Source organism: Streptomyces sp. TLI_185, from assembly GCF_003814765.1.
Lineage (GTDB): Bacteria > Actinomycetota > Actinomycetes > Streptomycetales > Streptomycetaceae > Streptomyces.
The window spans coordinates 10,054,111-10,079,448 of record NZ_RKRB01000001.1; the positions used below are offsets into that span (position 1 = coordinate 10,054,111).

Here is a 25,338-nt window from a genome sequence, read left to right on the forward strand (position 1 = left end):
GATATGCGCCGCATCATGTCGCAATTCCTGAAAAACTTGGTGTGTGACCCCAGACCGCTTCTTCTCCCTGATGCTGCTCCTGGCATCGAGGAATGCCGTGACCACACAGGAACTTGCCTCGGAGCTCGGGGTGTCCCTTCGAACCATCACCCGGGACCTGAACTGGCTCCGCGACGCCGGTCTACCGGTGACCGCACAACGGGGCCGCCTCGGAGGCGTGAGCATGCTGCCCGGGTCCGGGCTCGACCTCACGCGACTCACACCGGGCGAGCGCGATCATCTGTCGCTCACCGGGCTGGATGAGAAACAACGTGCGGAGCTCAACGCATCCGTCGAAAGCCGGCGCGCGCTCTCCAAGATCGCTGCTACACAGTCACGTCGAGTTCAGGAGCTCCTGCCGCTCACCGACGTGGTGCACGTGGACAGCCGTCCCTGGCTCCAGGCACATACTTCCGGCACGACTCCGGCTTCGCTGATCGGCGCAGTGCGGCGAGGTCGCCGGCTACGGATCGAGTACGACAGCCCCCACGAATCATGCCTACGCGTCCTGGTCGTGGATCCCTACGGGCTGTTCGCCAAGGCGGGCATCTGGTACCTCGTCGCCGACTGTGCCCGAGTGCCACGGATGTACCGACTCGAACGGATCACGGCGTGGAAAGAAGTCGACCAGCCACGACGGATCCGCGAGAACCAGACCCTGGCCACCGTCGCTGCAGCGCTCGTTGATCAGTGGGAACACAACCATGCGATAGAGGTCAGCGCCACCATCGACCACACACAGATCGAGCGAGCGCAACGGATCCTTGGCCAACGACTCGTCCGGGACGACCATGAGGAATCCGCCACCGGTCACAAGGTAACAATCCGCTTCCTGCACCTGGAGGACGTGCGAGCACTACTGCCGTTCGGAAGCGCCATCACTGTGCACGGCCCCACCGAAGCCAGGGCTCACCTCCGCGACCTCGCCACCAACCTTGCCCACCACTATGCGCCGCCACCAACGTCCTGACCCGCAACACCAAGAGCTGGGTCGGCGGTTGGTCACGGCAGTGCGAGTTCAGTTGGCATGGCTACCCACGACCCGCCGAAACGTTGCCCTCCCGACGACGGAAGACGCGCGAGTGCCTACTGAGTACATGGCCGGCGCTCGTCCGCGGTGTGCATCGGCGAGCTGAGCCAGTACGCCCCTTGTAGAGCAGCAAGGACAAACGCGGGATCGGAAGAAGCCATCACACTTTCATCCCAGGTCAGGCTGCGCCGATTGGGTTGCCCCGCATGCGGATGTCTGCTGACGGCCTTTCACTGGAAGGACATCGAGGCGCCCGAAGCTGGAGGAGACATGGCCCCTCACCGCACGCGCTGGGCCACGGGCGTGATCCTCACGGCGATCATGGCTGCCGCGCTGGCCGCCTGCTCGGACGACGGCAGCCCGTCTTCCGCCGTGAGCAAGGCCGCCTCCGCGGCCAAGTCGGTGGGGGGCCAGGCCACGGCCGCGGTCTCCTCCCTTGCCTCGCAGGCTTCCGAGGCGCTCGCGTCGGCGACCGCGGAGGCGGGACGCACGCTCGACAAGATCAAGGGTGGCGTCGATGCGCGAGGCGACGTGCGGCTCGGCGCCCCGGCAACTGCCTCCGACGGACGGACGACAGTCGAGGTCACGGCGGAGAACACCGGGGACTCCACCAAGTCGTTCGCCGTCCAGGTCAACTTCAAGGACTCCGGCGGCAATCTCCTCGACACGGTCGTCGTCACCGTCTCGAAGGTACCGGCCGGCAAGTCAGGTACGGGCACCGCACGCAGCACGCATGAGCTGTCCGGCAAGGTGAAGGCTGAGGCCGGGAGGGCGCTGAGGTATTGACCGCCGACCCCGCAATGGAGCCCGGCCTCGCCCGGTCCCTCCTGCGGGAGATACTCGCCGATCCCGGACATCTCCCTGAGGTCCTGGCTCTGTTCGCGGTACGGCGACTGGGCCCCGTGGCCCACCGGACGGTGGCCGCTCTCCCCGAGGCCGATCCCGCCGCCCTGCGCGCCAGGGTGGTTTCCCGGGGCACTCGCGCCACTGTGACTGAGGGCGCCTTTGTCGGCGGCCCGTTCATGCTCCTCGTCCCAGTCGCGTTCTGCGCCGCCCTTCTCCGCCAAGCTCGCACAATGCTGGAACTCGCCGCCCTGGACGGCCGCGACCCCACCACCCGCGAGCGCGGGGCCGAACTCCTCGTCCTCCAGGGGGTCTACGACGATGTCGCGGGCCGATGCGGCGCTGGACGCCCGCGACGGGGGCCGGACGGGGGTGTCCCGGCGGGTTCAAGACACCGCCGACGCAGGCCCCGCGCCCGGTGGCCGCCCGCGCAGGTTCGTCACCCTGTGGAACCTGGTCCTGCGTGTGGCCCGTCTGCTCGGTCTGATCACCCCGGACCAGGCCACCGGACGTCACCCCCGACTGGTCCAGGCGGCCCGCTGGCTGCTGCTGGGCGTGATCTTCGTCGTCGGCCTGGTGGCACCGCTCGTCTGGATGCCGTACATGGCGACGTCGTACGAGCGGGCCACCGTCCGCCTCATGGACCGCGCCACCCGTTTCTACTTTGCAGAGCCCGGCCCCGTCCCGCACCGGCGCTCTTGCCTGTGCCCGGGGTCCGTGGCCGGTGTCCTGCGCGCCGTGCTCTCGATCCTGCTCCCCGCTGTGCTGATCGTGCGAGTCCTCGCCACCGACCTGCGCCTGGGCGGTAGCAACTGGCCGGTCCTGGGCATCACGCCGGCGGCTAAGTCATTGGGGGCGGGCGGGGTGTGGCTGTGGCGGGGGAGGAGGCGGGTCACAGGCGGATGACGACCAGGGCGATGTCGTCGGTGTTGCCCTCGGCCGGCAGGAGGCCGGCCAGGAGGGCGTCGGCCAGGGCTTCGGGGTCGGCGAGGCGGTGGCGGGTCAGGGAGTCGGTGAGGCGGGCCAGACCGGTGTCGATGTCCTCGGTACGGCGTTCGATCAGGCCGTCGGTGTACAGGACGAGGGTGGCGCCGTCAGCGAAGGACATGGTGGCTTCGGGGCGCGGGACGTGCTCGGGGCGGGCTCCGAGCGGCGGGTCGGTGGCCTGGTCGAGGAAGGTCACGGCGCCGTCGGGATCGAGCAGGGCGGGTGGCGGATGGCCGGCGCTGCTGTAGCTGATGGTGTTGCTGTCCCAGTCGATGAAGACCTTCACCGCGGTGGCCGACTCGGCGCCCTCGACGAAGCGGGCGTACAGGCCGAGAACCTCCAGGGCCCGGGCCGGGCCGTCGGCGACTCTGGCGGCTGCGCTCAGTGCACTGCGCAGCTGTCCCATGACGCAGGCGGCCTTGAGGCCGTGGCCGACGACGTCGCCGACGGCGATGGCGAGGCGGTCGCCCGGCAGGTCGACCAGGTCGTACCAGTCGCCGCACACATTCAAGGCACTGATGGCGGGCCGGTAGCGCACGGCCGCCCGGTGGCGCCCGACGGGGACGGGGGCGGGCATCATCGCTTCCTGCAGGGCCAGGGCGACTTCGCGTTCATGGGCGTGGGACCGGCGTAGGCGTTCGTTGACTTCCTGCAATTCGCGGGAGCGGGTGTAGAGCTCGGCTTCCAGCACCCGGGCCTGGCGGTCGCTGCCTCCGGTTCCGCCGCGGGCGCGGATCAGTTCGGTGACCTCCTCGACCCGGTGCACGATGAGTACCACGCGCCCGTCGGGGTCGAGGACGGGCGCGTTGACCGGGCTCCAGAAGTGCTCCTCCCAATGGCCGGGCCGCTGCGGATCCTCGATGTCGTACCGGATGACCGCCATGGTGTCGCGCTCGCCGGTGGCCACCGCGCGCAGCATCGACTCCCGGGTCTCACGCATGCCGGCGGCAGCCGGATCGTTCGGGTTCTCGGGGAAGACGTCGAAAATATAGCGGCCCACCAGCTGCTCGCGGGTTCGACCGGCCAGCCGCTGGAAGTCCTCATTGGCATCGGCGTACACGAGATCGGGCGTCAGCAGCGCCACCATGCCGGGCAGGGCACGGAAGACCTCCGCGTAGTCGATCTGCGGTTCCCACATGTGCTGCCTGCCTCGACACGGACGGCCGTCGGGTGATCTCCCACCATAGAGGGAAATACGCCATCGGGCCGGAACACTGCTCTGCTGTGGGATGACCGTGATCTGGCCACCGGCCGAGTGCCGACGCGGCAGCGTCTGGACCATGTCACCGTCCGGGGCGCCGGGGTGGGCGGCGTCCGAATGCCAGTCGGAGCAGGGTGCGCCAGTCCCTTGACGGCTTCGTGTCAGGCACTCCGGGGCGGTGGCGTGGCACGTGGACGCGTAGATCGGTCGGCTGGATACGACAGGTGACCGGCGTGCGGACGGAGCGGGATTCGCCGTCGACGCCGACCGCTACTTCGGGGGCGTCGGCGTCGATGACGACCTTGGCCGCGGTCACTGCGGTCAGTCCTGGCGCGTTGTGTCCGCGCAGCGTTCCGGCGGCCCGACGCCTACGAGATGGGGGATGCCGTCGGCCTCGGCCACCGCGAGCGGCTGGACGCCGGCGTCCTCGGCGTCACCGTCGACAACGCCGTTCTCCATGTGGCCGAACACCAGTAGGCGTCCCCCAGGCAGTCCACCTCGAACAGACTCGGCGGGCCGTGCGCCACGGAGGGCTCGGGGTGAATGTCGAACTCGGTGCCTTCTCCATAGGCATGCATGCCGACTGGCAGGCTGAGGACACCGTCCACCGCTGCACCGGTACGTCTGAGTCGTTGGTCACCGTCAAGCGGAAAAGGCATGACCTGGGGTCGGCTCTTCCATGAGCTTGCAGTCGACCTGCCAGAGCTGCGGGGGCCTGGATTCCGTGGGCTCAAGAGTGCCAGTCACGTCGTTTGAGTCCTTCGGGCTTGAGTCCTCGGACTCGGGTCGCCTCAGACTCTCAAACCGGGAAGAGCCCAGCACCTGTGCTGAGCCGAAACGGCGCGTAAGCATCGGGCCAAGGCGCCACGATTCGTCTGCCCGCCCGAGCTGCGCACCCGTTCCCGGGCAAGGTCGCCGAGCAGGAAGGGAGGCATGCCATCACTCCCTGGGCTGACACGTCTTGGCCGGGGCGAGGATGAGCGGATTCCGGCGGCCGCGCGGACGGCCCAGGTGGCCGGGGTTCAGACGGCCAGGCGGCGAATGGCGACTGCGGCCGCGTCGTCGTCGAGGTGTCCGTGGACGTAGGCCAGCAGGTCGTCCTGGAGGTGGCGAAGGAGTTCGTCGGGGTCGTCCTTGGTCCACTCGGGCGCCCGCTCGGTGAAGGGATAGAAGAGTCCGTCGGCGTTGCGTGCTTCGATGACGCCGTCGGTGTAGAGGAGTAGCAGGTCGCCTACCTCGAACGGGAAGGTCTCGACGTCGTAGCCGGTGATGCCGAAGACCCCGCCGAATCCGATCGGGAGGTGGCTCGCCTCGGCCGTGAGAGGGGTGAGCCGACTGCCGCGCAGGAGGATCGGCGGTGGGTGGCCGCAGGTGATGAGGTGGACGACCGGCTCGTGGTCGGGGATGTCGAGCAGTGTGGCGGTGGCGAAGTCCTCGTTGGTGTCCGGCTCCGCCCGTGATCGCCACTGGCTGGTGTCCCAACGGAACGCGGCGTCCAGGTGGACGGCTAGGCGGGGGAGGGTGGCCTGCCGATGGGCGGCCGCGCGGAAGGCGCCCAGCAGCAGGGCGGCGTTGTTGATCGCGGCCAGGCCGCTGCCGCGCACATCGCCGATGAGGAGCCGGGTGCTGTGGTCGGCGGTACGTGCGGCGGCGTAAAGGTCTCCGCCCAGGTCGGCCTCTTCCTCGGCGGGGATGTACAGGCCGGCGATCCGCAGCGGGCCGGTGTGGGTGGGCAGTGGCTGCAGCAGCACACTCTGCGCCGCCTCGGCCACCGACCGCACCCGGTGCAACTGCTGCTCACGCCGGTCCCGCAATACGCAGATGGTGACACAGATGCTGGAGACGACGATGAGGGCGGCGATCTGGGCCTGGATGTTGGCGGTGGGCAGGACCCCTCTGAGCACGCCGATCAGCACCTGGGCCGCCACCGCGAGAGCCCCCATCAGGGCCGTGACGCGGGCGCCGGCGAACGCCACCGTGATCGCGGGTGCCGCCACGAGCAGCGGACCGAGGTGGACGTGCGGCGGAGACAGCACATCCACGACACAGACTGTGACGATCAGCCCCAGCGGAATCAGGAGAAGCGCGGGTGCGTGACCCGGCTGCCAGGAACGCTTGGAGTCCGGCCGTGGTCGAAGGGCCATGCCCTAAGCGTCCCACCTGTCTTTGCATACGGGAGGGGCGAGCGGTCGGCGACTGGCGGGCGTGCCGCGTCCGGGAAGCGATTCGGGGGCGGTACCACGGAACTCCGCGGTGGTTCCGCCCTCCATTGGTCCGATTTGCGGCTGAGTGAGGCCAATTTCGCCAAGAAACCTTCGTGTGCAGCCATGCCGGGGGAGGGGGCCGGGGGTGTCCCCCCATGGTCGGAGTCCGCCGCCCACTTCCATCTCAGCGCTTGTTCTTGCTATCGAAACTCGATAGATTCCTATTGTGAATCGATGGAAGGGTGAGTCATGGGAAAGCTGGCAGTGCGTGCGCTGCGCGCCGTGCTCGGGGTGGTGCTCGCCGGCACCGTGTTCGTACAGGCAGGGATCGTGTGGGTGTTGGTCAGCGGCAGCGATCCGGAGGACGGGTCGCTCCCGCTGACCGCGCTGCGCGTGATCACGATCCTGGGCATGGTGTCGGTCCAGGTCGCCCTGGTCTGCGTATGGCGGCTGGTGACGATGGTGCGACGCGGAACCGTGTTCTCCCACGCCGCCTTCCGGTACGTGGACGGCGTGATCGGCGCGATCGTGGCGGCTGCCCTCGTGTGGTTCGCGGTCACGGCCGTCAACGCGCCGGGCCAGCGGGACGATCCGGGCGTCACCGTCATCATGGGCGGGATCGGCCTGGCCATCCTGGGGGTCGCGCTCATCGTGCTCGTGCTGCGGATGCTGCTCGCCCAGGCCGTCGCGCGCGACGTCGAAGCGGCGCAGATGCAGGCCGAGTTGGACGAGGTGATCTGATGCCGATCACCGTCGACATCGACGTGATGCTGGCCAGGCGGAAGATGTCCGTGGGCGAGCTCGCGGAGCGCGTGGGGATCACGCCCGCCAACCTGGCGGTACTCAAGAACGGCCGCGCCAAGGCGGTGCGCTTCACCACGCTCGCCGCCCTCTGCGAGGTGCTCAAGTGCCAGCCGGGCGACCTGCTGCGCTGGGAGGCCGAGGACGCCGCGGGCGCATGAAACGTACCCGTCGGCGCGTCAGCGCCGATCCCGCCGCTCGCCTTTGACCAACTCCGCGAGCGAGCATCCCGGCGCCGTACCCGAGGAGATCCCGGACCTGCTGCAGCGACTGGCCGAGGTGCCCGATCCTCGCGATCTACGCGGCGTGCGCCACGCACCGCGCCGACGAGATCGGCGGGCGGGTCCTCGTCGGTGTCCGCCCAGCCGGGGACGATCACGGTGTCGGCATGCCGGAGCCGGGGCCGCGTCCTGTTCGACGCCGCGCCGCCCCAGGACGGCCAGGGCAACCCCGAGATCGACCGCGGGCAGCTCCGCGACCTGCTGCTCGGCTCCCTCGCCGCCGGCACCGTCCGATGGGGCCACAGCTGGAGCGCGCCGAACCGCTCGGCGACGGCCGCCACCGCCTGCACTTCGCCCACGGCCGCAGCACCGAGACCGGCCTCGGCGTCGGTGCCGACGGCGCCTGGTCCCGCGTACGCCCGCGTGCTGACGGACGCAGTCCCGCACTACACCGGCGTCATTTTCGTCGAGACCGGCCTGAACGACGCCGACGACACCCGCCACCCGTCACTGGCCGCCCTGACCGGGAACGGCACGATGATGGCCCTCGACAACAACCTCGGCTTCGTCGCCCAGCGCAACAGCGACGGCCACATCCGCGTCTACGTCGGCATGCGCACTCCCCAGGACTGGCACCGGCAGGCCGGCGTCGACCTCACCGACCCCGCCGCCGTCCGCGACGCCCCTCTGCACCGGTTCGCCGACTGGAGCCCCGCCCTGCGTGGCTACATCACCGACACCGGCTACACCAACCGCCCCCTGTTCGCCCTGCCCGTGCCCCACACCTGGGAACCCACCCCCGGCGTCACCCTGCTGGGCGACGCCGCCCACCTGATGTCGCCCTTCTCCGGCATGGGCGCCAACCTCGCCATGCGCGACGGCGCCGACCTCGCTCAGGCCCTCGCCGAACACGCCACCGCCGACGACGCCGTCACCGCGTACGAGAAGATCCTCATCCCACGCTCCGTCGAAGCGGCCGAGGGAGCCCGCCGAAGGAATCGACGGCGCCTTCGCCCCCGACAGCGCCGAGCAGACCCTCGCCCACATGACCGCCCACTGATCGTCAGGAGCGGGAACAACGGACCGAGGGCGCCTGGGCGCTGCACGCCCCCAGGCGCCCTCCGTCGTTCGAGGACCTCCCTGCCGGTCCGGTGTCAGCCGATCTTGTCCGTGAAGCCCACCGCCAGGTACGTCTGACGGGTGACCTTGCCCTTGCTGGCTCCCGCAGTCCACGTGAAGGTGTACTCCAGAATGGAGCTCGTCTTCGGGTCGACGATCACCCTGCCGACGCTCCTGGCCTCCGCGAACTCCAGGGCGGTCCCGCCGCGCCCGGTGCTGTCCTTGACGGTCCCTACGGGTTTGACGCCCGGATGGGCGGCCTACCGCCGCCGACCGTGGTCCGCCCACGACTCGGCGGGACCGTCGACGTTCGGCTCCCCTTCCTCGTTGCGTGGCATGCGCGCCATGCGCAAGAACAGCGTGCCGAACGCCCCCGCACCGTGATAGGCGGTGAGGGTGACCGTTGGGCTCTCGTCCCCGGTGTACCTTGCCCAGTCCCCTCCGGGGTCCTGTCCGGCGGAGTCCGGGAACGTCGGGTGCCGCAGTGCGGGTGGAGACTGGGTTGGGTCGGGGGTGTGGGCCGGGTACGGCGGTATTCCCGTACTGCGCTGTCTGCCCTGCTGGGCCATGGCTTGTTCCGCGACGCCGCTCGTCACCATGACAATGGCGCCGACGATGATCAACAGGAGCCCGGGCACGGTTGCGGGCTTGATGCCCTGCCCCATGAACCACCAAGCGCTGAGCGCCGCCACGGGGTCTCCAGCAGGAGCAGAACGCTCACAGTGGTCGTCGCCGATGTCCTGCCGAGGGCGAAGGGGCTGACGACGCTTGGACGGTCCTCGGCAGCTTGAGCACTGAATGTCTTCGGCCTTTGCCCGTACGAGGCCAGCAGCTCGGCGAAGAACGAGTGGTCGGTGTCGTCGGAGAACCCTGCCGTCGCCTGGATCTCCAGGGTGTGGAACGGCGGGCGGTGGTTGAGATGGCGAAGATGGTCGCCTGGTCGGGCCGGGCGCGGAGGTTGCGGTAGTTCTGGCCGTCCGTGGCCCGGCATTGCGGTGCCGGGCCACGGACGGTGATCGGAGTCAGGCGTCGCCATTGAGCATGGCGGCGGTCAGGACGTTGCCCGCGACGCCCCAGCCGCCGTCGGCGACTTCGTCGACGAGTACGACGGTGGTGGGGCGGGCCCGCTCACCGTAGATCTCCGCGTACAGGTCAGTGGTGCGCTCGACGAGCTTCTTCTTGTCCTCTGCGGTGATGGTGCCGGCGGGGACCTTGAAATGAGCGAAAGGCATGGATGCTTCTCCTTGAATCGAATTCTTCCGCGGAGGCGGAAGTATCTGTCCGAGGGGTGAGGCCGGTGGCCGTTCCCCGGAAGGTGCTGGAGTGGTCAGCGACGGGCGTGCGCAGCAAGCAGCCGTGGCTCGGACCGATATGGGGTGCCGAACGGACCTTCGCCATGGGGGCAGGCCGACGATCCGGACACGGCTATCCGCAGCCGCGCTCCGTCTTCACCTCGGTGAGCGCCGCGACGGCGTAGCTGTCGCGGCCAGTGCTCGCGCGCATGCCGGCGCGGACGGTGTGGCCGACCTCGGCCAGGGCTTGTGCGGTGAGGTGACCGAGGCCGTTCGACGCGCCGGTGACGACCACGAAGTTCGGCTGTGTCGTCACACCATGCCGCCGTTGGCGCGCAGGATCTGGCCGTTCACCCAGTGCCCTTGAGGACTGGTGAGGAAGGCGACCACGTGGGCGATGTCCTCCGGAGTGCCCAGCCTCTGCAATGGCGGGGCCTTGGCGAGCCGGTCGATCTCGTCGTCCGTCTTGCCTTCGAGGAACAGAACCGTGGCCGTGGGGCCGGGAGCGACGGTGTTCACGGTGATGTCACGGCCACGCAGCTCGCGGGCGAGGATCAGCGTCATCGCCTCGACGGCGCCCTTGCTCGCCGCGTACGCACCGTAGGCCGGGAACTGTGTCCCTACCACGGAGGTCGAGAACCCCACGAACGAGCCGCCCGTCCGCAGCCGCCGGGCTGCCTGCCGGGCAACGACGAAAGTCCCCCGGATGTTGGTGCGGTGCACAGCGTCGAGCACCGCCAGGTCGAGATCGGCAACGGTCGAGAGAGCGAGTCTGCCTGCGGAGTTGACGACGACATCCACGCCGCCGAACTCCTTTTCCGCCTGGTCGAACAGTGCGGCGACCGCGTTCTCGTCCGCCACGTCGCCCTGAACCGCGATCGCCCGCCGGCCGTGAGCGGTGATGGCTGCCACCGTCTCCTCGGCGGCAGCCGCCTCGCGGGCGTAGTTCACCACGACGGCCAGGCCGTCCTGGGCGAGTTTCCGGGCGACCGCCCGGCCGATGCCGCGTGATCCTCCGGTGACCACGGCGACCCGTGTGGCCGGCGAGGAACGGGTGGAAGGAGCTGTCTTCATGCCTCCAGGGTGAGCGGCGCCGACCGGCGGAACCAGGGGATGTCATCCCCTGTGTCCGTGGCCCCGGCCGAGCACAGAATGGAGCACATGGTTGCTGCGAAATACTCCGAACTGGGTTCCTTCCTGCGTTCGCGGCGGGAACGCATCCGTCCGGCCGAGGTGGGGCTCCCCACCGGGCCCCGTCGCCGGGTGCCCGGGCTGCGGCGTGACGAGGTCGCCCAGCTTGCCGGGGCATCGGTGGACTACTACAACGAGCTGGAGCGCGGAGCCGGGTCCCAGCCGTCCGAGCAGATGATTGCCGCCCTGGCCAGGGCGCTGCGTCTGACCGCCGACGAACGCGACCACCTCTACCATCTGGCGGGTCGCCCGGTGCCCGTGCACGGCGGAGCCGCCTCGCACGTACACCCCGGCATGCTCGATCTGCTCCAGCGCCTGACGTCGACACCTGCGCAGGTGATCACTGACCTGCACGTCACTCTGGTGCAGAATCCGCTCGCGGTGGCCCTGCTCGGAGACCAGTCCGGTTTCCGGGGCGCCCGGGCCAGCTTCGTGTACCGGTGGTTCACCGACCCCGAAGCCCGGCGGCTCTACCCGGAAGCCGACCACGAGGTCCAGTCCCGCGCCTTCGTCGCTGATCTGCGGGCAGCCGCCGCGAGGCGGGACGCGAAGGACGCCGAAGTCAGCTCGATGATCCGTGCGCTGCTCGACCTCTCCTCCGAATTCGCCGTGCTCTGGGGCCGCCACGACGTGGCGTTCCGGCGAGACGACCGCAAACGCCTCAACCACCCGACGCTCGGTCTGATCCAGGTCAACTGTCTCAACCTGTTCAGTGAGGACGGCCGACAACGACTGCTCTGGTTCACCCCCGCAGTCGGCACGGACAGCGCCGACCTGTTCGACCTGCTCACGGTCATCGGCACCCAGCAAATCGTCGATTCGACGCGCTGAAGGGTTCTGCCCCTCACAACCTCAGCTTGGATCACCGGCTTCCAGGAGAGGTGGCTGCCTCCGAAGAATCGGAGCCGGCCTCCTATGAAGTGGTGCCTTCTGCAGGATTCGCCGTGCGCGGGCAGTGGTAGGTGCCGATCGCCCGTGCCCATCCGCGGGAACGGGTGCGAGACGCCCTCCGCGAGCTGGAACAGAAGCACGCCCACGGCAAGATCGTGCTCAGGCCGTAGCTGCGGGCTGCCCAAGGCACACCCTGCTCTGGACGGCGTAGATCGGCTTGGGCATCGCTTGGAAACTGCTCGGTGGAGAGATCATCATGTGGGAATGTCCGAGAACCGATCCGCTGTGGCACCGACTGTGGTGCGGCTCCGCCAGTACACGAAGGCGGACCAGGAGGAGATCCTCGGCGACGGCGATGATCCCTTCGGTGTCGCCTCGGCCGGTCTGACCTGGCTGCCGAAGGAGGAACACTTCGGCGTCAGACACGAAGACCGGCTCGTGGCACACGCCGGCCTGCTGCGACTGCCTGTCGCGATCGGCGACGCCGAAACAGAGGTGGTGGGCGTCGGAGGGGTGGCCGTCGCACCTGACATGCAAGGTCAGGGCCTGGCTCGGCTCGTCGTCACGGCTGCACTGGAGCACGCCCGCACGATGGGTCCCCAGCATGCGCTCCTGTTCTGCCGGCCTGCCCTCGTGGCGCTCTACCAGCGCCTCGGATGGCACCCGCTCGACAAGGACGTACTCGTCGAACAACCCGAAGACCGCCTGGTGACCATGCCGCTGCGGACCATGGTGACGCCTCTGCGCGACGATGCCCGCTGGCCCTCGGGGCCGGTACGGCTGTTCTCGCTCCCCATGTGACGGGCCCGCTTCGGGGAGGCGCACCCAGCGCGGCGACATGGGATCACGCATCCCGCACAGGTGCCTCCGGGCCAACTGCCGTACCAGAGTCGCGAACTCGGCGAGCACGGAGGCGTCGAAGCGGAGCGCTGCCAAGCGCGGTCTCCTGTGAGCCGAGAACGGCCGCCCCGGCTCGGTCAAGCCATCGTCGAGCCGACTTTCGGCCATGACTTGCTCAGGAACATCACATGAACCACCCAGGAAAGGCAAAGGAACGGTTCCACTTTCAAATGCATCTTGTTGACGTGGCCCCGACATTCATAGGTTCTGCCCGGCCCTGGCGCACACCCCGCGCCGAGGCTGTACCGCGCACCCCCCACACCCCTTCCCGGTTCACCCACCTTGTGGAGGAAGTACGTTGCGCAGAACCGTTTCCCTCGCCGCGGTGGCCACGCTCGCCACGGCCACCCTCGCGCTGGCCGCCCCCATCGGCCAGGCAGCCCAGGCCACCGCGGCCCATGGCGTCTCCGTCGCCCGCGCCTGCGCGGCTCCGACGAAGAAGGACGTGATGGCTTGCAACGCCCTTCAGGTCACTGCGGGCACCCCCGCCTCGGCGCACGCCGAGAGCACCCTGGCGGCCGCTGCCGCTCCCTCCGGCTACGGCCCCGCCTCGCTCCAGTCCGCCTACAACCTGCCCTCCGCGAGTGGTGGTTCGGGGCAGACCGTGGCGATCGTCGACGCCTACGACGACCCGAACGCCGAGTCCGACCTCGCCGTCTACCGTTCCCAGTACGGCCTGTCCGCCTGCACCACGGCGAACGGCTGCTTCAAGAAGGTGGACCAGAGCGGCGGCACCAGGTACCCGCGCGGCAACTCCGGCTGGGCCGAGGAGATATCCCTCGACCTCGACATGGTCAGTGCGGCCTGCCCGAACTGCAAGATCCTCCTGGTGGAGGCCAGTTCGGCGACCATGACCAACCTGGGCACCGCCGTGAACACCGCCGTCAGGCTGGGCGCGAAGTTCGTCTCCAACAGCTACGGCGGCTCCGAGTCCTCCAACGACGCGACCTACGACTCCAGTTACTTCAACCACCCGGGCGTCGCCATCACGGTCTCCTCCGGTGACGGCGGCTACGGCGTCGAGTACCCGGCGGCCTCCAAGTACGTGACGGCTGTGGGCGGCACATCCCTGAAGACCGCGTCCAACTCCCGCGGCTGGACCGACACGGTGTGGAGCGGGGCGGGCTCCGGCTGCTCCGCGTACGACGCCAAGCCCAGCTGGCAGAAGGACTCCGGCTGCGCGAACCGCACGGTCGCCGACGTCTCGGCGGTCGCCGATCCCAACACCGGTGTCGCGGTGTACGACACCTACGCCCAGGGCTCCGGCTGGATGGTCTTCGGCGGCACCAGCGCCTCCTCCCCGCTGATCGCGGCGGTCTACGCGCTGGCCGGCGCCCCGTCCACCGGCTCCTACCCGGCGTCCTTCCCGTACGCCCACACCTCGGCCCTGTACGACGTCACCAGCGGCTCCAACGGCAGCTGCGGCGGCTCCTACCTCTGCACCGGCACCACGGGGTACGACGGCCCGTCCGGGCTCGGCGTCCCTGACGGCAGTGCCGCGTTCACCGGCTGACCATCTCCATTGCGTGCACCCCGCGGAGGGCCGCCGGATCCCGTGCCACGGCACTCCTGGTCCTCCGCCACCGGGCCGGAGCCGGCGACGATGCCGGCTCCGGCCCCGCCCGTACGGCACCGCGGCGTGGGGCGCGTATCACCAGCGGTTCTACGAGCGGTACAGCATCGGCACGATGCTGTCGCTCCAGGAAGTCGCCGCGGACAGCGGCGTCGGCTACCCGGACACTCCGCCCGGCGCCCGTCGGCCACGCGTTTCCGCTCGGGATGACGCCCTCGTACGGCTGCCGCAGGCCGCCGCGCTCGATGACCGCGCCGAGGTGGCCCTCGCCGACACGTTGATCGACGCCCTGGACACGGGCCCCGACGAACCCCGTGTGCCACCGCACTTGGAGTGGGATCGAATACTGGCCGGGTGGTGCTCGACGCTGCCGCGAGTTGCTGATTCACCTGATCAGCGCCATGCGACTTCGTATCCGATCCCGCTGATGGAACCTTGTGCCGGACCGTCCGCTCACGCATCCAGCGCCACTGAGCAGCGCCGCTCCTACCGAGGACTGGCGGCGGTGGTGGCGGGAGGAGCCGGCGGCGACCTGTCCAGCGCAGTGGTGGGATTCCGCGTGAGCGCCGACGGGTGATCAGGGCTTGCGGCGTCGCCCCCGGCCGCTCTGTGCCAGCGCCGGAGCGAAGTCGACCGTCGCTGGTGCCGGCGCCGCCTGTGCGCGGTCGGCCGAGACCACCAGAGCGGCGAGGAGCGTGGTGACCGGCACCGAGGCGACCAGGCCGATCGAGCCCACCAGCGTGCGCACGATTTCCTCGGCGACCAGTTCGCTGTTGGCGACCGTGCCCACGCCGCTCTGCGCGATGGAGAAGAGCAGCAGCAAGGGCAGTGCTGCGCCGGCGTAGGCGAGGACGAGGGTGTTGACGACGGATGCGATGTGGTCGCGGCCGATACGGATGCCCGCCCGGTAGAGCCCCCGCCAGCCCATCGACGGATTCGCCTCGTGCAGCTCCCAGACGGCCGACGTCTGGGTCACGGTGACGTCGTCGAGCACGCCGAGGGAGCCGATGATGACGCCGGCGAGCAGCAGGCCGCTCATGTCGATCGACGGATACAGGCCATGGATCAGACCGGTGTTGTCGTCCGTGTTGCCGGTGAGTGCGGCCCAGTCGATGAACTGTGAGCCGAGGATGCCGATCAGCCCCAACGAGACCAGCGTGCCGAGCACGGCCACCGACGTACGGGCCGACAGCCCGTGGCAGATGTACAGGGCGATCAGCATGATGGCGCTCGACCCGATCACCGCCACGAGCAGCGGATTCGAGCCCTGCAGGATCGCGGGCAGGATGAAGAAGTTGAGCACCCCGAAGCTGATGGCCAGCGCGACCAGCGCCATCACGCCGCGGAGCCGCCCGACGACCACGACGGCGAGCGCGAATATGCCGGCCAGCAGCGCCATGGGGAAGCGGCGGTTCACGTCGGCGACCGAGTACTGCAGGTCCTTCGGCGCGGAGGGTTCGTAGGCCGCCACGACCTTCTCGCCCTGGTGCAGTTGCCGCGACTGGTCCGGCTGCACGATCTCGGTGAACGTACGGCCCTTGTCCTTGCCGGTGTCGACCCGGATCGTGGCCTTGTGGCAGGTGCCGTTCGCCTCCTGCTGCGCCGAGGTGCCCTCGGCGGTGGAGGTGTTGCCGGTCGGGGTCTCACCGGAAGCGTTCACCGACTTGCAGCTCACTTCGAGGACTCTGGTGACCGTGGCCTGCTGGGTCTGCCGGTCGAAGCCGACGCCGGTGCGCTTGTGCGGCGGCGCACCGCCCGGCCACAGGACCACGAGCCCCACCACGACGGCGGCGGTGAAGGGGATCAGGATGGCCGCGATGACCTTGCGCAGGTGCCGGGAGACCGGCGTGGCCGGCCCGTGGCTGTGGCTGTGTCCATGACCGCCGACGCCCCCTCCAGGGCCGTGGTCGGAGTGATGTCCGGTGTCAGTCGCTGTGGTGCGTCCGTTGCCCATCACCGGGGTGTGGTCGTGGCGTGCGGCCGCAGAGGAGGGGACTTGGCCAGCGCCGGCATGGTGGCCGTAGTCGGGATGAGGTGACGACGCGGGAGCGTCCCCGTATGCGTAGCCGTGTGCGTACTCGTTCGCGTGTCCGTCCCTGGCCGGGGGCAGATTGCCGACGCCGTCCCAGTCCCCGGCGCTCTGCCGGTCAGCCGCTCCCATGCCGTCTCCCTCGCGGTTGTCCGTGCCCCCTCCCGAGCCGGGCCTGCGCGGCGGCTCTGGGGAAGGGTACGGGAACGGCCGTGTCCTGGACTCAGTCACGATCGCCGCGAGAACATCGGGAGCCTTCCGTTCGCCGTGCCTGGATCATGGACCTTCCTGTGGCCGGAGGCGGCCATCACTCCACTCAGTTCATGGTTCCCTGAATTCAGGATCGCGTGTACTGTCGAACGTGTGCTGACTGTTGCCTCCGACATCGAGGTGCTGGCCCGGTTCGGCCGGGCGCTCGCCGACCCCATCCGCTGTCGCATCCTGCTCGCCCTGCGGGAAGCACCCGCCTACCCCGCCGACCTCGCAGACGCGCTGGCCGTCTCGCGCACCAGGCTGTCGAACCATCTCGCCTGCCTGCGCGACTGCGGTCTGGTCGTCACCGTCCCCGACGGCCGCCGCACCCGCTATGAACTCGCCGACGAACGCCTCGGTCGCGCCCTCGACGACCTGCGCACCGCCGTGGTCGCTGTCGAGGGCGACCGGACGTGCGTCGATGCCGACGACAAGGGGTGCTGTTGACCATGGCCGCGGAGATATCCCGCTCCCGCGGCCCCGATCCGGGCAGGCGGGGAGCCCTCGCCACGCGTATACGGCTGCTGGTCGCCGCGACCATCGCCTACAACGCCGTCGAAGCGGGCGTCGCCCTCACCGCCGGCACCCTGGCTTCGTCCACCGCGCTGATCGGCTTCGGCCTGGACTCCGTCATCGAGGTCTCCTCCGCTGCCACCGTCGCCTGGCAGTTCTCCGCCCGCGAGCACGCGGTGCGCGAGGCCAGGGAAAGGACCGCGTTGCGGATCATCGCGCTCTCATTCTTCGCGCTCGCCACCTACATCGCCGTCGACGCCGTACATGCCCTGACCGGCACCGGCGAGGCAACCCGCTCCCTGCCCGGCATCGTGCTGGCCGCCGTCTCCCTGGCCGTCATGCCGGTCCTGTCCGCCGCCCAGCGCCGGGCAGGGCGGGAACTGGGCTCAGCTTCGGCGGTGGCGGACTCCAAGCAGACCTTGTTGTGCACCTACTTGTCCGCGGTGCTCCTGGTCGGGCTGGTCCTCAACGCCACTCTCGGCTGGTCCTGGGCGGATCCAGTCGCTGCCCTGGTCATCGCCGCAGTCGCACTGAAGGAAGGGCGCGACGCCTGGCGCGGAAACGCGTGCTGCTCCACCCCGACGACCGCTGCGATTCCGGCTGCCCGTCCTGAGCCGGACGACGCGTGCGGCTGTTGCGACTGACCTCTGCCGTCACCCTCGTTCGGCTGTCGCATGTGCGGGTCCGCAGTCCGGGCACACTCCCGAGAGTTCGGTCCGGGCGCACTCCCGACAGTTCGACCGCGTGCCGGACGTGTGCGAAGCCGGAGTCGTGGGCGACGCTCTCTGCCCAGTCCTCGATCGGGTCGGAGTCGACGGGGCGGCTCAGGCCGCATTCCGTGCAGATGAGGTGGTGGCGGTGGTAGGGGCCGGGGCGGTGGCGGAAGAGGCGTTCACCGCCTGTGTCGCGGACCAGGTCGGCCCGGCCGGCGCCGGCCAGGGCGGTCAGGGTGCGGTACACCGTGGACAGGCCGACCGGTGTGCCGTCGGCGGCGCGTTGGGCGTGGAGGGCCCGGGCGCCGACGAATCCGTCGGCGCGGATGAACGCCGCGAGGACGACCGAGCGTTGCTGGGTGTGGCGGCCGATCAGCGCGACGTCAGTGGGGTGCGTGGCCGGGGGCGTGCCATCGGCGTGCCTCGCTCGGGAACTCATGTTCCCGTGGGGACCGTGGATCGTGCGCGGGGGACGTGGGCGGGCCGTCGGATCAGGAACGTCGCGGCGTGGACGGCCGTGGCGACGGCCGTGATGGCTAAGCTCGGCGGCATCTTCGGCACCGCGTAGGAGGCGAACAGCCGCCGCATGTTGTCCATGAGGTCGGGGCCCATGATGCCGTCGCGTAAGCCGGGGAAGATCTCCACCTCGGTCGTCTGGACCAGTGCGCCGCCGGCCGTGACCGCGCCCTCGAAGACCAATGGCTTCAGGGAGGCGCGGGCGGTGTGGAGGGCGGCGGTGTATCCGGCGGGGCCGGAGCCGATGACGATGACGTTGCGTATCTCCGGACTCGTGTCGGCACTCGTGCTCATGCCTGGGGCTCCGGCGCGATCTCCTTGATCAGGCCCTCGACGAGCACCTTGATCTCGTCCCGGATCGGACGTACGGCCTCGACGCCCTGGCCCGCCGGGTCCTCCAGCTGCCAGTCCAGGTACCGCTTGCCGGGGAAGACGGGGCAGGTGTCGCCGCAGCCCATGGTGATGCAGACGTCGGACTCCTTGACCGCGTCGACGGTCAGCATCTTCGGGGCCTCGGCGGAGATGTCGATGCCGACCTCGCGCATCGCCTCGACGGCGGCCGGGTTGACGTTGGCGCCCGGGTTGGAGCCGGCGGAGCGGACCTCGACGCGGTCCCCGGCCAGGTGGGTCAGCCACGCGGCGGCCATCTGGGAACGGCCGGCGTTGTGGACACAGACGAAGAGCACGGAGGGCTTGGCGGACATCAGAGGTCTCTCTTGTCTCATGAGACATCAGGCGCGAATGACATCAGCACCCGGTGGTGTCAGTCACCACTGATGTGACAATATCAGTGCATGCTGACGTCAGTCGACACTGATCTGATCCGGGTTCTGGCCGACCCGCTCAGGCTCCAGATAGTGACCCTCCTCGCCAAAGAGACGCTGTGCACCACCCACCTGGTGGAGGAGACCGGTGCCAAGCAGACCAACCTCTCCAACCACCTGAAGGTGTTGCGCGAGGCAGGGGTCGTGGAGACGGAGCCGTGTGGCCGGTTCATCTACTACAGGCTGCGCGCGGACGTCATCGCCTCGCTTGCCGGCCAGTTCGCCGAGCTGGCCGAGTCCGCCCGTAGTGCCGCCGACAACAAGCGGTCCTGCCCCTGATCCCTCGCCGCCCCGGCGACTGCACCAAGGAGTTTTCGTTGACCGCCACGCACGAGTCCGCCGCGGAATCGGCGATACCGTCCGCCGAATCGCAGCCCGCTCCGGGCGCCACCCCGCCCCGCAGGCCGCTGGCCGCCCGCGCCGCCGCCGAACTCGTCGGCACCGCAGCCCTCGTGGCGGTGGTCATCGGCTCCGGCATCCAGGCCACCGAGCTGACCCAGGACGTCGGTGTGCAGCTGCTGGCCAACTCCCTGGCCACCGTCTTCGGCCTCGGTGTCCTCATCCTCCTGCTCGGCCCGGTCTCCGGCGCGCACTTCAACCCCGTGGTCACGCTGGCCGAGTGGTGGACGGGCCGGCGCGGCGCCGCCGGGGTGACCATCCCCGAGGCCGCCGTTTACGTGCCGGCGCAGATCGGGGGTGCGATCGCGGGCGCGATCCTGGCGGACGCGATGTTCGGCAAGCCGCTCGTGGAGTGGTCCACCCACGACCGCTCCGCCGGGCACCTGCTGCTCGGCGAGGTCGTCGCCACCGCCGGCCTGATCCTGCTGATCTTCGGCCTGGCCCGCACCGACCAGCTGCGCTTCGCCCCGGTGGCCGTCGCCTCCTACATCGGCGCCGCGTACTGGTTCACCTCGTCGACGTCCTTCGCGAACCCGGCGGTGACCATCGGCCGCACCTTCAGCGACACCTTCGCGGGCATCGCGCCCGGCTCCCTCGTGGGCTTCATCGGCATGCAGCTGATCGGCGGCGTGGTTGGTCTGGCACTGGTGGCGCTCATCTTCCTGCCCGGGCGGGACACCGCCGAGTGACGCGCACCTCCCAGGTGGTGGTGATCGGCGGCGGCCAGTCCGGGCTCGCCGCCGGATACCACCTGCGCCGCCTCGGCCTCGACTTCGTCATCCTCGACGCCCAGACCACGGCGGGCGGAGCCTGGCAGCACACCTGGGACTCCCTGCACCTGTTCTCCCCGGCCGCCTACTCCTCACTGCCCGGCCGCCTCATGCCACCGCAGGCCGGCCAGGAGTACCCCGACGCACAGCACGTCGTGGAGTACCTCGCCGACTACGAGAAGCGGTACGAGCTGCCCATCGAGCGACCGGTGCGCGTCCTCGGTGTCCACCGCGACGGCGGGCTCCTGCGCGTGGAAACCGACTCCGGCCCCTGGCGCGCCCGCGCCGTGATCAGCGCGACCGGCACCTGGTGGCGCCCCTTCCTCCCCGCCGTCCCCGGCCGTGGGGACTTCGGCGGCCGTCAGCTGCACACCGTCGACTACCGCAGCCCGAAGTGCTTCACGGGCCGCCGGGTGATCGTGGTCGGCGGCGGAAACTCCGGCGCCCAGATCGCCGCCGACCTCGCCCACGACCCCGAGGTCACCTGGGTCACCCAGCGCCCACCCCGCTACCTGGACGACGAGGTCGACGGCCGCGCCCTGTTCGATGCGGCCACCGCCCGCCGCCGCGCCCTCGACGCAGGCCGCACCGACACCGGAGGCGTCGCCTCCCTCGGTGACATCGTCGCCGTACCGAGCGTCCGCGAAGCCCGCGACCGTGGGCTGCTCAAGGCGAGCCCGATGTTCACCCGCCTCGTCCCCGGCGGCGTGGAATGGGCGGACGGAACCCGAGCCGTGGCCGACGCGGTCATCTGGTGCACCGGCTTCAGGCCCGCCCTCTCCCACCTCGCCCCGCTCCAGCTCCGCGGCCGGCGCGGCCGCATCGCCACCGCCGGCACGCGGGCGGCGGACGAGCCGCGCCTGCACCTGCTCGGCTACGGCGACTGGACCGGCCCCGCCTCCGCCACCCTCATCGGTGCCGGCCGCCCCGCCCGCGACGCGGCTCGCGAGATCGCCGACGTGCTTGCGTAAGAGTTCTGGCTCATGGGCCGGTCAGCGAGGATCATCATTCTCGAAGCATCCGGCAGCATCCGGACGGGAGAAGCGAGCGCGACGGGGGTGTACGCCATGGAAGAGCGAAGCCCACTTGACCGGCGGGCCTTCCACGCCGAGCTGGAGCGCGTCCGGGCCGACTTCCATCGCCTCCGCGCCGAGGCGAGCCCCACCGACCTGCGCCGACCTACAGACGGGACGCGCTGGACCAATGAGCAACTGCTGTTCCACATGCTGTTCGGCTACATGCTCGTCCGCGTGCTCCTGACCCTGCTGGGCGTCTTCGCCAGGCTGCCTGGTGTCGTCGGCAGAACGTTCGCCCGTCTGCTTGACGCCGCAGCCAGACCGTTCCACATCATCAACTACCTCAGCTCCGCGGCCGGTTCGCTCTACTACAACCACCACCGCATGGGAGCAAAGATGAACCGCACCCTCGCTGCCCTGCAGCAGCGCCTTGACCGGGAGAGCACCGACTCCCTCAGCCGCGGCATGCACTACCCACCCCGATGGGACCCCTACTTCCAGGACTGGATGACCCGCGCGGACCTGTACCGCTACCCCACCCAGCACTACGACTTCCACCGCGCCCAACTCACCCTGGGCCCTACGCACACGTGACACGCACACGCACCGCCAAGGGCCCCGCCCGCTTCGCGCAGCGGGCGGGCCGAACACGGCAGTTGACCCACTGCGTTCCTGGTCGAGGTCAGGCCGCGGCCGGCGCTATGGTCAGCAGCTTGCCCATCGCATCCAGCACCGACGGCTCGACCCGGTAGTAGACCCAGGTGCCGCGCCGCTCGGAGGTCAGCAGCCCGGCCTCCTTGAGCTTCTTCAGGTGGTGGGAGACGGTGGGCTGGGACACGCCCACGTCGGAGATGTCGCACACGCATGCCTCGCCGCCCTCGTGCGAGGCCACCGCCGAGAACAGCCGCAACCGAACCGGATCGCCCAGCGCCTTGAACATCCGCGCCGCCGTCTCGGCCTCCTCCGCGGTGAACGGGCGCTCGGTGAGTGGCGGGCAGCACGGCGCCACGGCCTCGGACGCCTCGGGTTCGAGCAGCGGCAGCACCTTCGTATTCGACATGCATCTATGTTGACATACGTCGAACCAGGCTGGCCAGGGTGATCCGCATCCCACCTCCCGTGCCTGATTCGGCAAATGTCTATGTTGACGCTCGTCGATACAGGTGCCATCCTGGGCCGCGCAGGACATCGACAGACGTCGAAGCAAAGGGGAATCTCGTGAACGCGCCCACCACCGACCAGCCGCCCGCTGTGGTCATCGGAGCCGGCCCCATCGGCCTGGCCGCCGCCGCCCACCTCGTCGAACGCGGCCTCGAACCGCTGGTCCTGGAGGCCGGCCCCTCCGCCGGCACCGCCGTACGCGACTGGGCGCACGTCCGACTGTTCTCCCCGTGGGCCGAGGTCACCGACCCCGCCGCCGAGAAGCTCCTCGCCCCCACCGGCTGGGTCCGCCCCGACGGCGCTACCTACCCGACCGGGGGCGACTGGGCCGCGCACTACCTTCAGCCGCTCGCCGACGTCCTCGGCGACAAGGTCCGCTACGGCGCCACGGTGACCGGCATTGCCCGCGCCGGCCGCGACCGCATCGTCGAGGCCGACCGCGACGAACAGCCCTTCACCGTGCACGTCCAGACGGCCGACGGCCACGAGGAGCGGATCACCGCCCGCGCCGTCATCGACGCCTCCGGCACCTGGACCATCCCCAGCCCCATGGGCGCCGACGGCCTGCCTGCCCTCGGCGAGAAGACGGTCGCCGAACACGTCTCCTACCGCGTTCCCGACCTGAAGGACCCTGCGGTCCGTGCCCGGTACGCGGGCAAGCGCACCGCCGTCATCGGCTCCGGAGCCTCCGCCTTCACCGCGCTCGCCTACCTCGCCGACCTCGCCAAGGACGAGCCGGGCACGCACGCGACCTGGATCCTGCGTCGCGGCATCGGCGCGAGCACCTTCGGCGGCGGCGAAGCCGACCAGCTCCCCGCTCGCGGAGCCCTGGGCCTGCGCGCCAAGGCCGCCGTCGAGGCCGGCCACGCCGGCGCGGTCACCGGCTTCCGCACGCAGGCCGTGGAACGGGACACTGACCGGCTCGTCCTCGTCTCCGAGGACGGCAGCCGCCTCGACGCCGTCGACGAGGTCATCGTGCTCACCGGCTTCCGCCCCGACCTGTCCTTCCTCTCCGAGGTCCGCCTGGGCCTCGACGAGCGCCTCCAGGCTCCGACCGCGCTGGCCCCGCTCATCGACCCCAACGTGCACTCCTGCGGCACGGTCTACCCGCACGGCGTGAACGAGCTCTCCCACCCGGAGAAGGGCGTCTACCTGGTCGGCATGAAGTCCTACGGCCGCGCCCCCACGTTCCTCGCCATGACCGGCTACGAGCAGGTCCGCTCCATCGCCGCCGCGCTCGCAGGCGACCGCGAGGCCGCAGAGCGCGTCGAACTGACCCTGCCCGAAACCGGGGTGTGCGGTGGCGCGGGCCTGTACGACGACCCCGACGCCACCCAAAGCGGCGAAGGCGGAGGCTGCTGCGCGGCCCCGGCCACCCTGCAGATCGGCTTCGGCGCCCCAAGCGCATCCGGTGGCTGCTGACCTGTCCCGATGACAGACGTTCACGCAGGCGGGGCCGCGACCGGCGCGGGGGAGCGTGCGAACTTCGCTTGGGTGACGCGGTTTCCCTTCGCGACGTGCTCGCACTCGGGGCACGTGCGGGAGGTGTTGTGCGCGTCCACCGGGACCACGAGGCGACCGGCAGTCTCAGCCTTGTTCGCCAGGATTCCGAGGAACCGCGCCCAACCCGCGTCGAGGATGCTGCGGTTGAGGCCGGCCTTCGCGGCAGCACCGTTCGGCAGGAACACTCCGGGCTGCTCGGGGTCGGCCTTGGGTGCAGGGCTCTTGGCCATCCCGCCGTGTTGAGCCGCTCGTGCGTGATCACGTCGTGGCCGGTTATGAGCGTGCGGGCAGTCTTGTGGTGGAAGTCGGCGCGCTGCCGCCGGATCCGGGCGTGCAATGTGGCGACCTTTCGGGCCGCCGCGCGGTGGTGCTTGGTGCGTTGCCGGGTCCGCTTCAAGAACGTGGCGAGGTTCCGTTGCGCCTCGGCCAGCTCCTCAGCCATCGCGGTGAGGAATCGCGGGTTGGCGACGTGTTCGCCGTCCGAGGTGGTGAGGAAGTGGGCGACGCCCATGTCGATGCCGACGATCGACCCGGTGGGCGGCAGTTCCTCGGCGGGCACGTTGTCGCAGGAGAGGATGATGTACCACCGGGTTCCCTCCCGCTTCACCGAGATCGTCCTGACCCGGCCGCGCACGGGCCGGTGCTGGTGCACACGGACGTGCCCGACACCCTGGATGCGGACGCGGGTGACGGGGTCGTGGGGGGCATCGGCAGCCGTCGCCGTCCTTGGGGAAGGTGACGGTGTCGAAGTGCCCGATGCTCTTGAAGCGGGGGTAGCCCGGGCTCTGCCCGCACTTGACCCGGCGGAAGAACGCCTGGAACGCCTTGTCCAGGCGGCGCAGGGTGGCTTGCTGGGAGGAGAACGACCAGCGGCCCTGCCGCTGCGGATCGAACGCCCGGATCTCCTTGAGCTGGGCGGACTGGTCCCCGTAGCGGACGGTGGTCTTGGAGGTGTGCCGGTAGGCGTCACGGCGTTCCTGGAGGGCGCCGTTGTCCGTGGGGCGCAGGAGGAACTTGTACGCGCGGATCACGAGCCGTCACCCCTCTTCCTCGGTCGTTCCCACTGGGTGTTGATGTATTTCTCGACCGTGGCCGCCGACACGGCGCCGACCGAGGCGGCGAAGTACGACGAGGACCACAGGGTGGGCATCCGTGACTTCAGGTGCGGAAACTCCTCGCGCAGCACGCGGTATGTGAAGCCCTTGAACTGGTTCGCCACGTACGAGGCCGACGACTTCGGGTCGTGCTTCACGAACAGGTGCACGTGATCGGGCATCACCTCAAGGGCGATGACCTCCCACACGGCACGGGCGCCCTTCGCCGCCAGAGGCCGCAGGCCAAGGCGCAGTC

At 69.9% G+C, this 25,338-nt stretch carries 27 protein-coding genes and 4 pseudogenes; 17 read left to right on the forward strand and 14 right to left on the reverse strand.

Annotated elements, in window-relative coordinates; genetic code table 11:
- The first annotated feature begins 43 nt into the window (after positions 1 to 43).
- The 3 genes from EDD92_RS46195 to EDD92_RS46205 all read left to right on the forward strand — a co-directional run bounded on the left by EDD92_RS46195 (position 44) and on the right by EDD92_RS46205 (position 2,818).
- Entirely contained in the window at positions 44 to 1,009 is a 966-nt protein-coding gene (locus EDD92_RS46195) for a YafY family protein (protein WP_123969866.1), read from the forward strand.
- Between the two features lie 330 nt (positions 1,010 to 1,339).
- Positions 1,340 to 1,855, forward strand: coding sequence for an FxLYD domain-containing protein (locus tag EDD92_RS46200; protein WP_123969867.1), 516 nt, complete (start codon positions 1,340 to 1,342; stop codon positions 1,853 to 1,855).
- Between the two features lie 378 nt (positions 1,856 to 2,233).
- Complete coding sequence (locus EDD92_RS46205) at positions 2,234 to 2,818, forward strand: hypothetical protein (RefSeq protein WP_123969868.1); 585 nt, start codon at positions 2,234 to 2,236, stop codon at positions 2,816 to 2,818.
- Here the strand turns inward: EDD92_RS46205 and EDD92_RS46210 are convergent.
- Together EDD92_RS46210 and EDD92_RS46215 are read right to left on the reverse strand one after the other, a co-directional pair.
- Entirely contained in the window at positions 2,805 to 4,037 is a 1,233-nt protein-coding gene (locus EDD92_RS46210; RefSeq protein WP_123969869.1) for a PP2C family protein-serine/threonine phosphatase, read from the reverse strand. The two genes, EDD92_RS46205 and EDD92_RS46210, sit on opposite strands and share 14 nt — an antisense overlap.
- 1,085 nt (positions 4,038 to 5,122) lie before the next feature.
- Complete coding sequence (locus EDD92_RS46215) at positions 5,123 to 6,244, reverse strand: PP2C family protein-serine/threonine phosphatase (protein WP_123969870.1); 1,122 nt, start codon at positions 6,242 to 6,244, stop codon at positions 5,123 to 5,125.
- Between the two features lie 309 nt (positions 6,245 to 6,553).
- On the opposite strand from EDD92_RS46215, the gene EDD92_RS46220 reads away from it, so the two are divergent.
- From EDD92_RS46220 to EDD92_RS52620, 3 genes are all read left to right on the forward strand, one after another.
- On the forward strand, positions 6,554 to 7,045 hold the full coding sequence (locus tag EDD92_RS46220) for a DUF2975 domain-containing protein (RefSeq protein ID WP_123969871.1): 492 nt from the start codon (positions 6,554 to 6,556) through the stop codon (positions 7,043 to 7,045).
- Positions 7,045 to 7,266: a helix-turn-helix transcriptional regulator gene (locus tag EDD92_RS46225; RefSeq protein WP_123969872.1), complete on the forward strand. Its 222-nt coding sequence runs from the start codon at positions 7,045 to 7,047 to the stop codon at positions 7,264 to 7,266. The genes EDD92_RS46220 and EDD92_RS46225 overlap by 1 nt, the downstream gene beginning before the upstream one ends.
- Before the next feature lie 912 nt (positions 7,267 to 8,178).
- Positions 8,179 to 8,523, forward strand: a complete 345-nt coding sequence (locus tag EDD92_RS52620; RefSeq protein WP_399185558.1) for a hypothetical protein — start codon at positions 8,179 to 8,181, stop codon at positions 8,521 to 8,523.
- On the opposite strand, the gene EDD92_RS51770 is transcribed toward EDD92_RS52620, so the two are convergent.
- The 5 genes from EDD92_RS51770 to EDD92_RS46250 all read right to left on the reverse strand — a co-directional run bounded on the left by EDD92_RS51770 (position 8,481) and on the right by EDD92_RS46250 (position 10,811).
- Positions 8,481 to 8,606 (reverse strand): hypothetical protein, encoded by a 126-nt coding sequence (locus EDD92_RS51770; RefSeq protein ID WP_260327210.1) that lies wholly within the window; start codon positions 8,604 to 8,606, stop codon positions 8,481 to 8,483. The genes EDD92_RS52620 and EDD92_RS51770 overlap by 43 nt on opposite strands.
- Positions 8,607 to 8,705: 99 nt before the next feature.
- Positions 8,706 to 9,137: a hypothetical protein gene (locus EDD92_RS46235; protein ID WP_123969874.1), complete on the reverse strand. Its 432-nt coding sequence runs from the start codon at positions 9,135 to 9,137 to the stop codon at positions 8,706 to 8,708.
- Between the two features lie 330 nt (positions 9,138 to 9,467).
- On the reverse strand, positions 9,468 to 9,677 hold the full coding sequence (locus EDD92_RS46240; protein ID WP_123969875.1) for a 4-oxalocrotonate tautomerase family protein: 210 nt from the start codon (positions 9,675 to 9,677) through the stop codon (positions 9,468 to 9,470).
- Between the two features lie 193 nt (positions 9,678 to 9,870).
- Positions 9,871 to 10,053 carry a hypothetical protein gene (locus EDD92_RS46245; protein ID WP_185124345.1) on the reverse strand — a complete coding sequence of 61 codons (183 nt, stop codon included), beginning with the start codon at positions 10,051 to 10,053 and terminating at the stop codon, positions 9,871 to 9,873.
- Entirely contained in the window at positions 10,050 to 10,811 is a 762-nt protein-coding gene (locus EDD92_RS46250) for an SDR family oxidoreductase (protein ID WP_123969876.1), read from the reverse strand. Before EDD92_RS46250 ends, EDD92_RS46245 begins: the two co-directional genes overlap by 4 nt.
- 87 nt (positions 10,812 to 10,898) lie before the next feature.
- Between EDD92_RS46250 and EDD92_RS46255 the strand changes: the two genes are divergently transcribed.
- The 4 genes and pseudogenes from EDD92_RS46255 to EDD92_RS46275 all read left to right on the forward strand — a co-directional run.
- Positions 10,899 to 11,759, forward strand: coding sequence for a helix-turn-helix transcriptional regulator (locus EDD92_RS46255; RefSeq protein ID WP_123969877.1), 861 nt, complete (start codon positions 10,899 to 10,901; stop codon positions 11,757 to 11,759).
- A 324-nt stretch (positions 11,760 to 12,083) separates the two neighbouring features.
- Positions 12,084 to 12,620 (forward strand): GNAT family N-acetyltransferase, encoded by a 537-nt coding sequence (locus EDD92_RS46265; protein WP_123969878.1) that lies wholly within the window; start codon positions 12,084 to 12,086, stop codon positions 12,618 to 12,620.
- Between the two features lie 397 nt (positions 12,621 to 13,017).
- Entirely contained in the window at positions 13,018 to 14,232 is a 1,215-nt protein-coding gene (locus tag EDD92_RS46270) for a S53 family peptidase (RefSeq protein WP_123969879.1), read from the forward strand.
- A gap of 94 nt (positions 14,233 to 14,326) precedes the next feature.
- A pseudogene (locus tag EDD92_RS46275) lies at positions 14,327 to 14,626 on the forward strand (lantibiotic dehydratase); the annotation flags it as partial.
- A gap of 243 nt (positions 14,627 to 14,869) precedes the next feature.
- On the opposite strand, the gene EDD92_RS46280 reads toward EDD92_RS46275, so the two are convergent.
- Complete coding sequence (locus EDD92_RS46280) at positions 14,870 to 16,246, reverse strand: YibE/F family protein (RefSeq protein ID WP_123970859.1); 1,377 nt, start codon at positions 16,244 to 16,246, stop codon at positions 14,870 to 14,872.
- A 438-nt stretch (positions 16,247 to 16,684) separates the two neighbouring features.
- Here EDD92_RS46280 and EDD92_RS46285 point away from each other — a divergent pair, with 438 nt between their 5' ends.
- Together EDD92_RS46285 and EDD92_RS46290 are read left to right on the forward strand one after the other, a co-directional pair.
- Positions 16,685 to 17,020 carry a helix-turn-helix transcriptional regulator gene (locus EDD92_RS46285; protein WP_123969880.1) on the forward strand — a complete coding sequence of 112 codons (336 nt, stop codon included), beginning with the start codon at positions 16,685 to 16,687 and terminating at the stop codon, positions 17,018 to 17,020.
- A gap of 2 nt (positions 17,021 to 17,022) precedes the next feature.
- Entirely contained in the window at positions 17,023 to 17,730 is a 708-nt protein-coding gene (locus EDD92_RS46290; RefSeq protein WP_123969881.1) for a cation transporter, read from the forward strand.
- Between the two features lie 100 nt (positions 17,731 to 17,830).
- Here the strand turns inward: EDD92_RS46290 and EDD92_RS46295 are convergent.
- The 3 genes and pseudogenes from EDD92_RS46295 to EDD92_RS46305 all read right to left on the reverse strand — a co-directional run.
- A pseudogene (locus EDD92_RS46295) lies at positions 17,831 to 18,238 on the reverse strand (Fur family transcriptional regulator); the annotation flags it as partial.
- A gap of 143 nt (positions 18,239 to 18,381) precedes the next feature.
- Positions 18,382 to 18,609: pseudogene (locus EDD92_RS46300) on the reverse strand (NAD(P)/FAD-dependent oxidoreductase); the annotation flags it as partial.
- The gene (locus EDD92_RS46305; protein WP_123969882.1) at positions 18,606 to 19,019 is read right to left on the reverse strand and encodes an arsenate reductase ArsC; all 414 of its coding nucleotides are present in this window, start codon (positions 19,017 to 19,019) and stop codon (positions 18,606 to 18,608) included. The gene EDD92_RS46305 and the pseudogene EDD92_RS46300, both read right to left, overlap by 4 nt.
- A 90-nt stretch (positions 19,020 to 19,109) precedes the next feature.
- Between EDD92_RS46305 and EDD92_RS46310 the strand changes: the two genes are divergently transcribed.
- The 4 genes from EDD92_RS46310 (at position 19,110) to EDD92_RS46325 (ending at position 21,918) form a co-directional block, all read left to right on the forward strand.
- Positions 19,110 to 19,418: a helix-turn-helix transcriptional regulator gene (locus EDD92_RS46310; RefSeq protein ID WP_123969883.1), complete on the forward strand. Its 309-nt coding sequence runs from the start codon at positions 19,110 to 19,112 to the stop codon at positions 19,416 to 19,418.
- A gap of 38 nt (positions 19,419 to 19,456) precedes the next feature.
- Positions 19,457 to 20,227, forward strand: a complete 771-nt coding sequence (locus EDD92_RS46315) for an aquaporin (protein ID WP_123969884.1) — start codon at positions 19,457 to 19,459, stop codon at positions 20,225 to 20,227.
- Complete coding sequence (locus EDD92_RS46320) at positions 20,224 to 21,279, forward strand: ArsO family NAD(P)H-dependent flavin-containing monooxygenase (protein WP_123969885.1); 1,056 nt, start codon at positions 20,224 to 20,226, stop codon at positions 21,277 to 21,279. Before EDD92_RS46315 ends, EDD92_RS46320 begins: the two co-directional genes overlap by 4 nt.
- A gap of 96 nt (positions 21,280 to 21,375) precedes the next feature.
- Positions 21,376 to 21,918: a DinB family protein gene (locus tag EDD92_RS46325; RefSeq protein ID WP_123969886.1), complete on the forward strand. Its 543-nt coding sequence runs from the start codon at positions 21,376 to 21,378 to the stop codon at positions 21,916 to 21,918.
- A gap of 88 nt (positions 21,919 to 22,006) precedes the next feature.
- Here EDD92_RS46325 and EDD92_RS46330 read toward each other — a convergent pair whose 3' ends face one another.
- Positions 22,007 to 22,384 carry a helix-turn-helix transcriptional regulator gene (locus EDD92_RS46330; RefSeq protein WP_123969887.1) on the reverse strand — a complete coding sequence of 126 codons (378 nt, stop codon included), beginning with the start codon at positions 22,382 to 22,384 and terminating at the stop codon, positions 22,007 to 22,009.
- Between the two features lie 158 nt (positions 22,385 to 22,542).
- Here EDD92_RS46330 and EDD92_RS46335 point away from each other — a divergent pair, with 158 nt between their 5' ends.
- The gene (locus EDD92_RS46335; protein WP_123969888.1) at positions 22,543 to 23,907 is read left to right on the forward strand and encodes an FAD-dependent oxidoreductase; all 1,365 of its coding nucleotides are present in this window, start codon (positions 22,543 to 22,545) and stop codon (positions 23,905 to 23,907) included.
- Positions 23,908 to 23,966: 59 nt separating this feature from the next.
- On the opposite strand, the pseudogene EDD92_RS51775 reads toward EDD92_RS46335, so the two are convergent.
- Both EDD92_RS51775 and tnpA read right to left on the reverse strand, forming a co-directional pair.
- Positions 23,967 to 25,019, reverse strand: a pseudogene (locus tag EDD92_RS51775) (RNA-guided endonuclease InsQ/TnpB family protein); the annotation flags it as partial.
- A complete protein-coding gene (gene tnpA, locus EDD92_RS46345) occupies positions 25,016 to 25,291 on the reverse strand; it encodes an IS200/IS605 family transposase (RefSeq protein ID WP_260327211.1) in 276 nt (91 codons plus the stop codon). The gene tnpA and the pseudogene EDD92_RS51775, both read right to left, overlap by 4 nt.
- Positions 25,292 to 25,338: the final 47 nt, after the last annotated feature.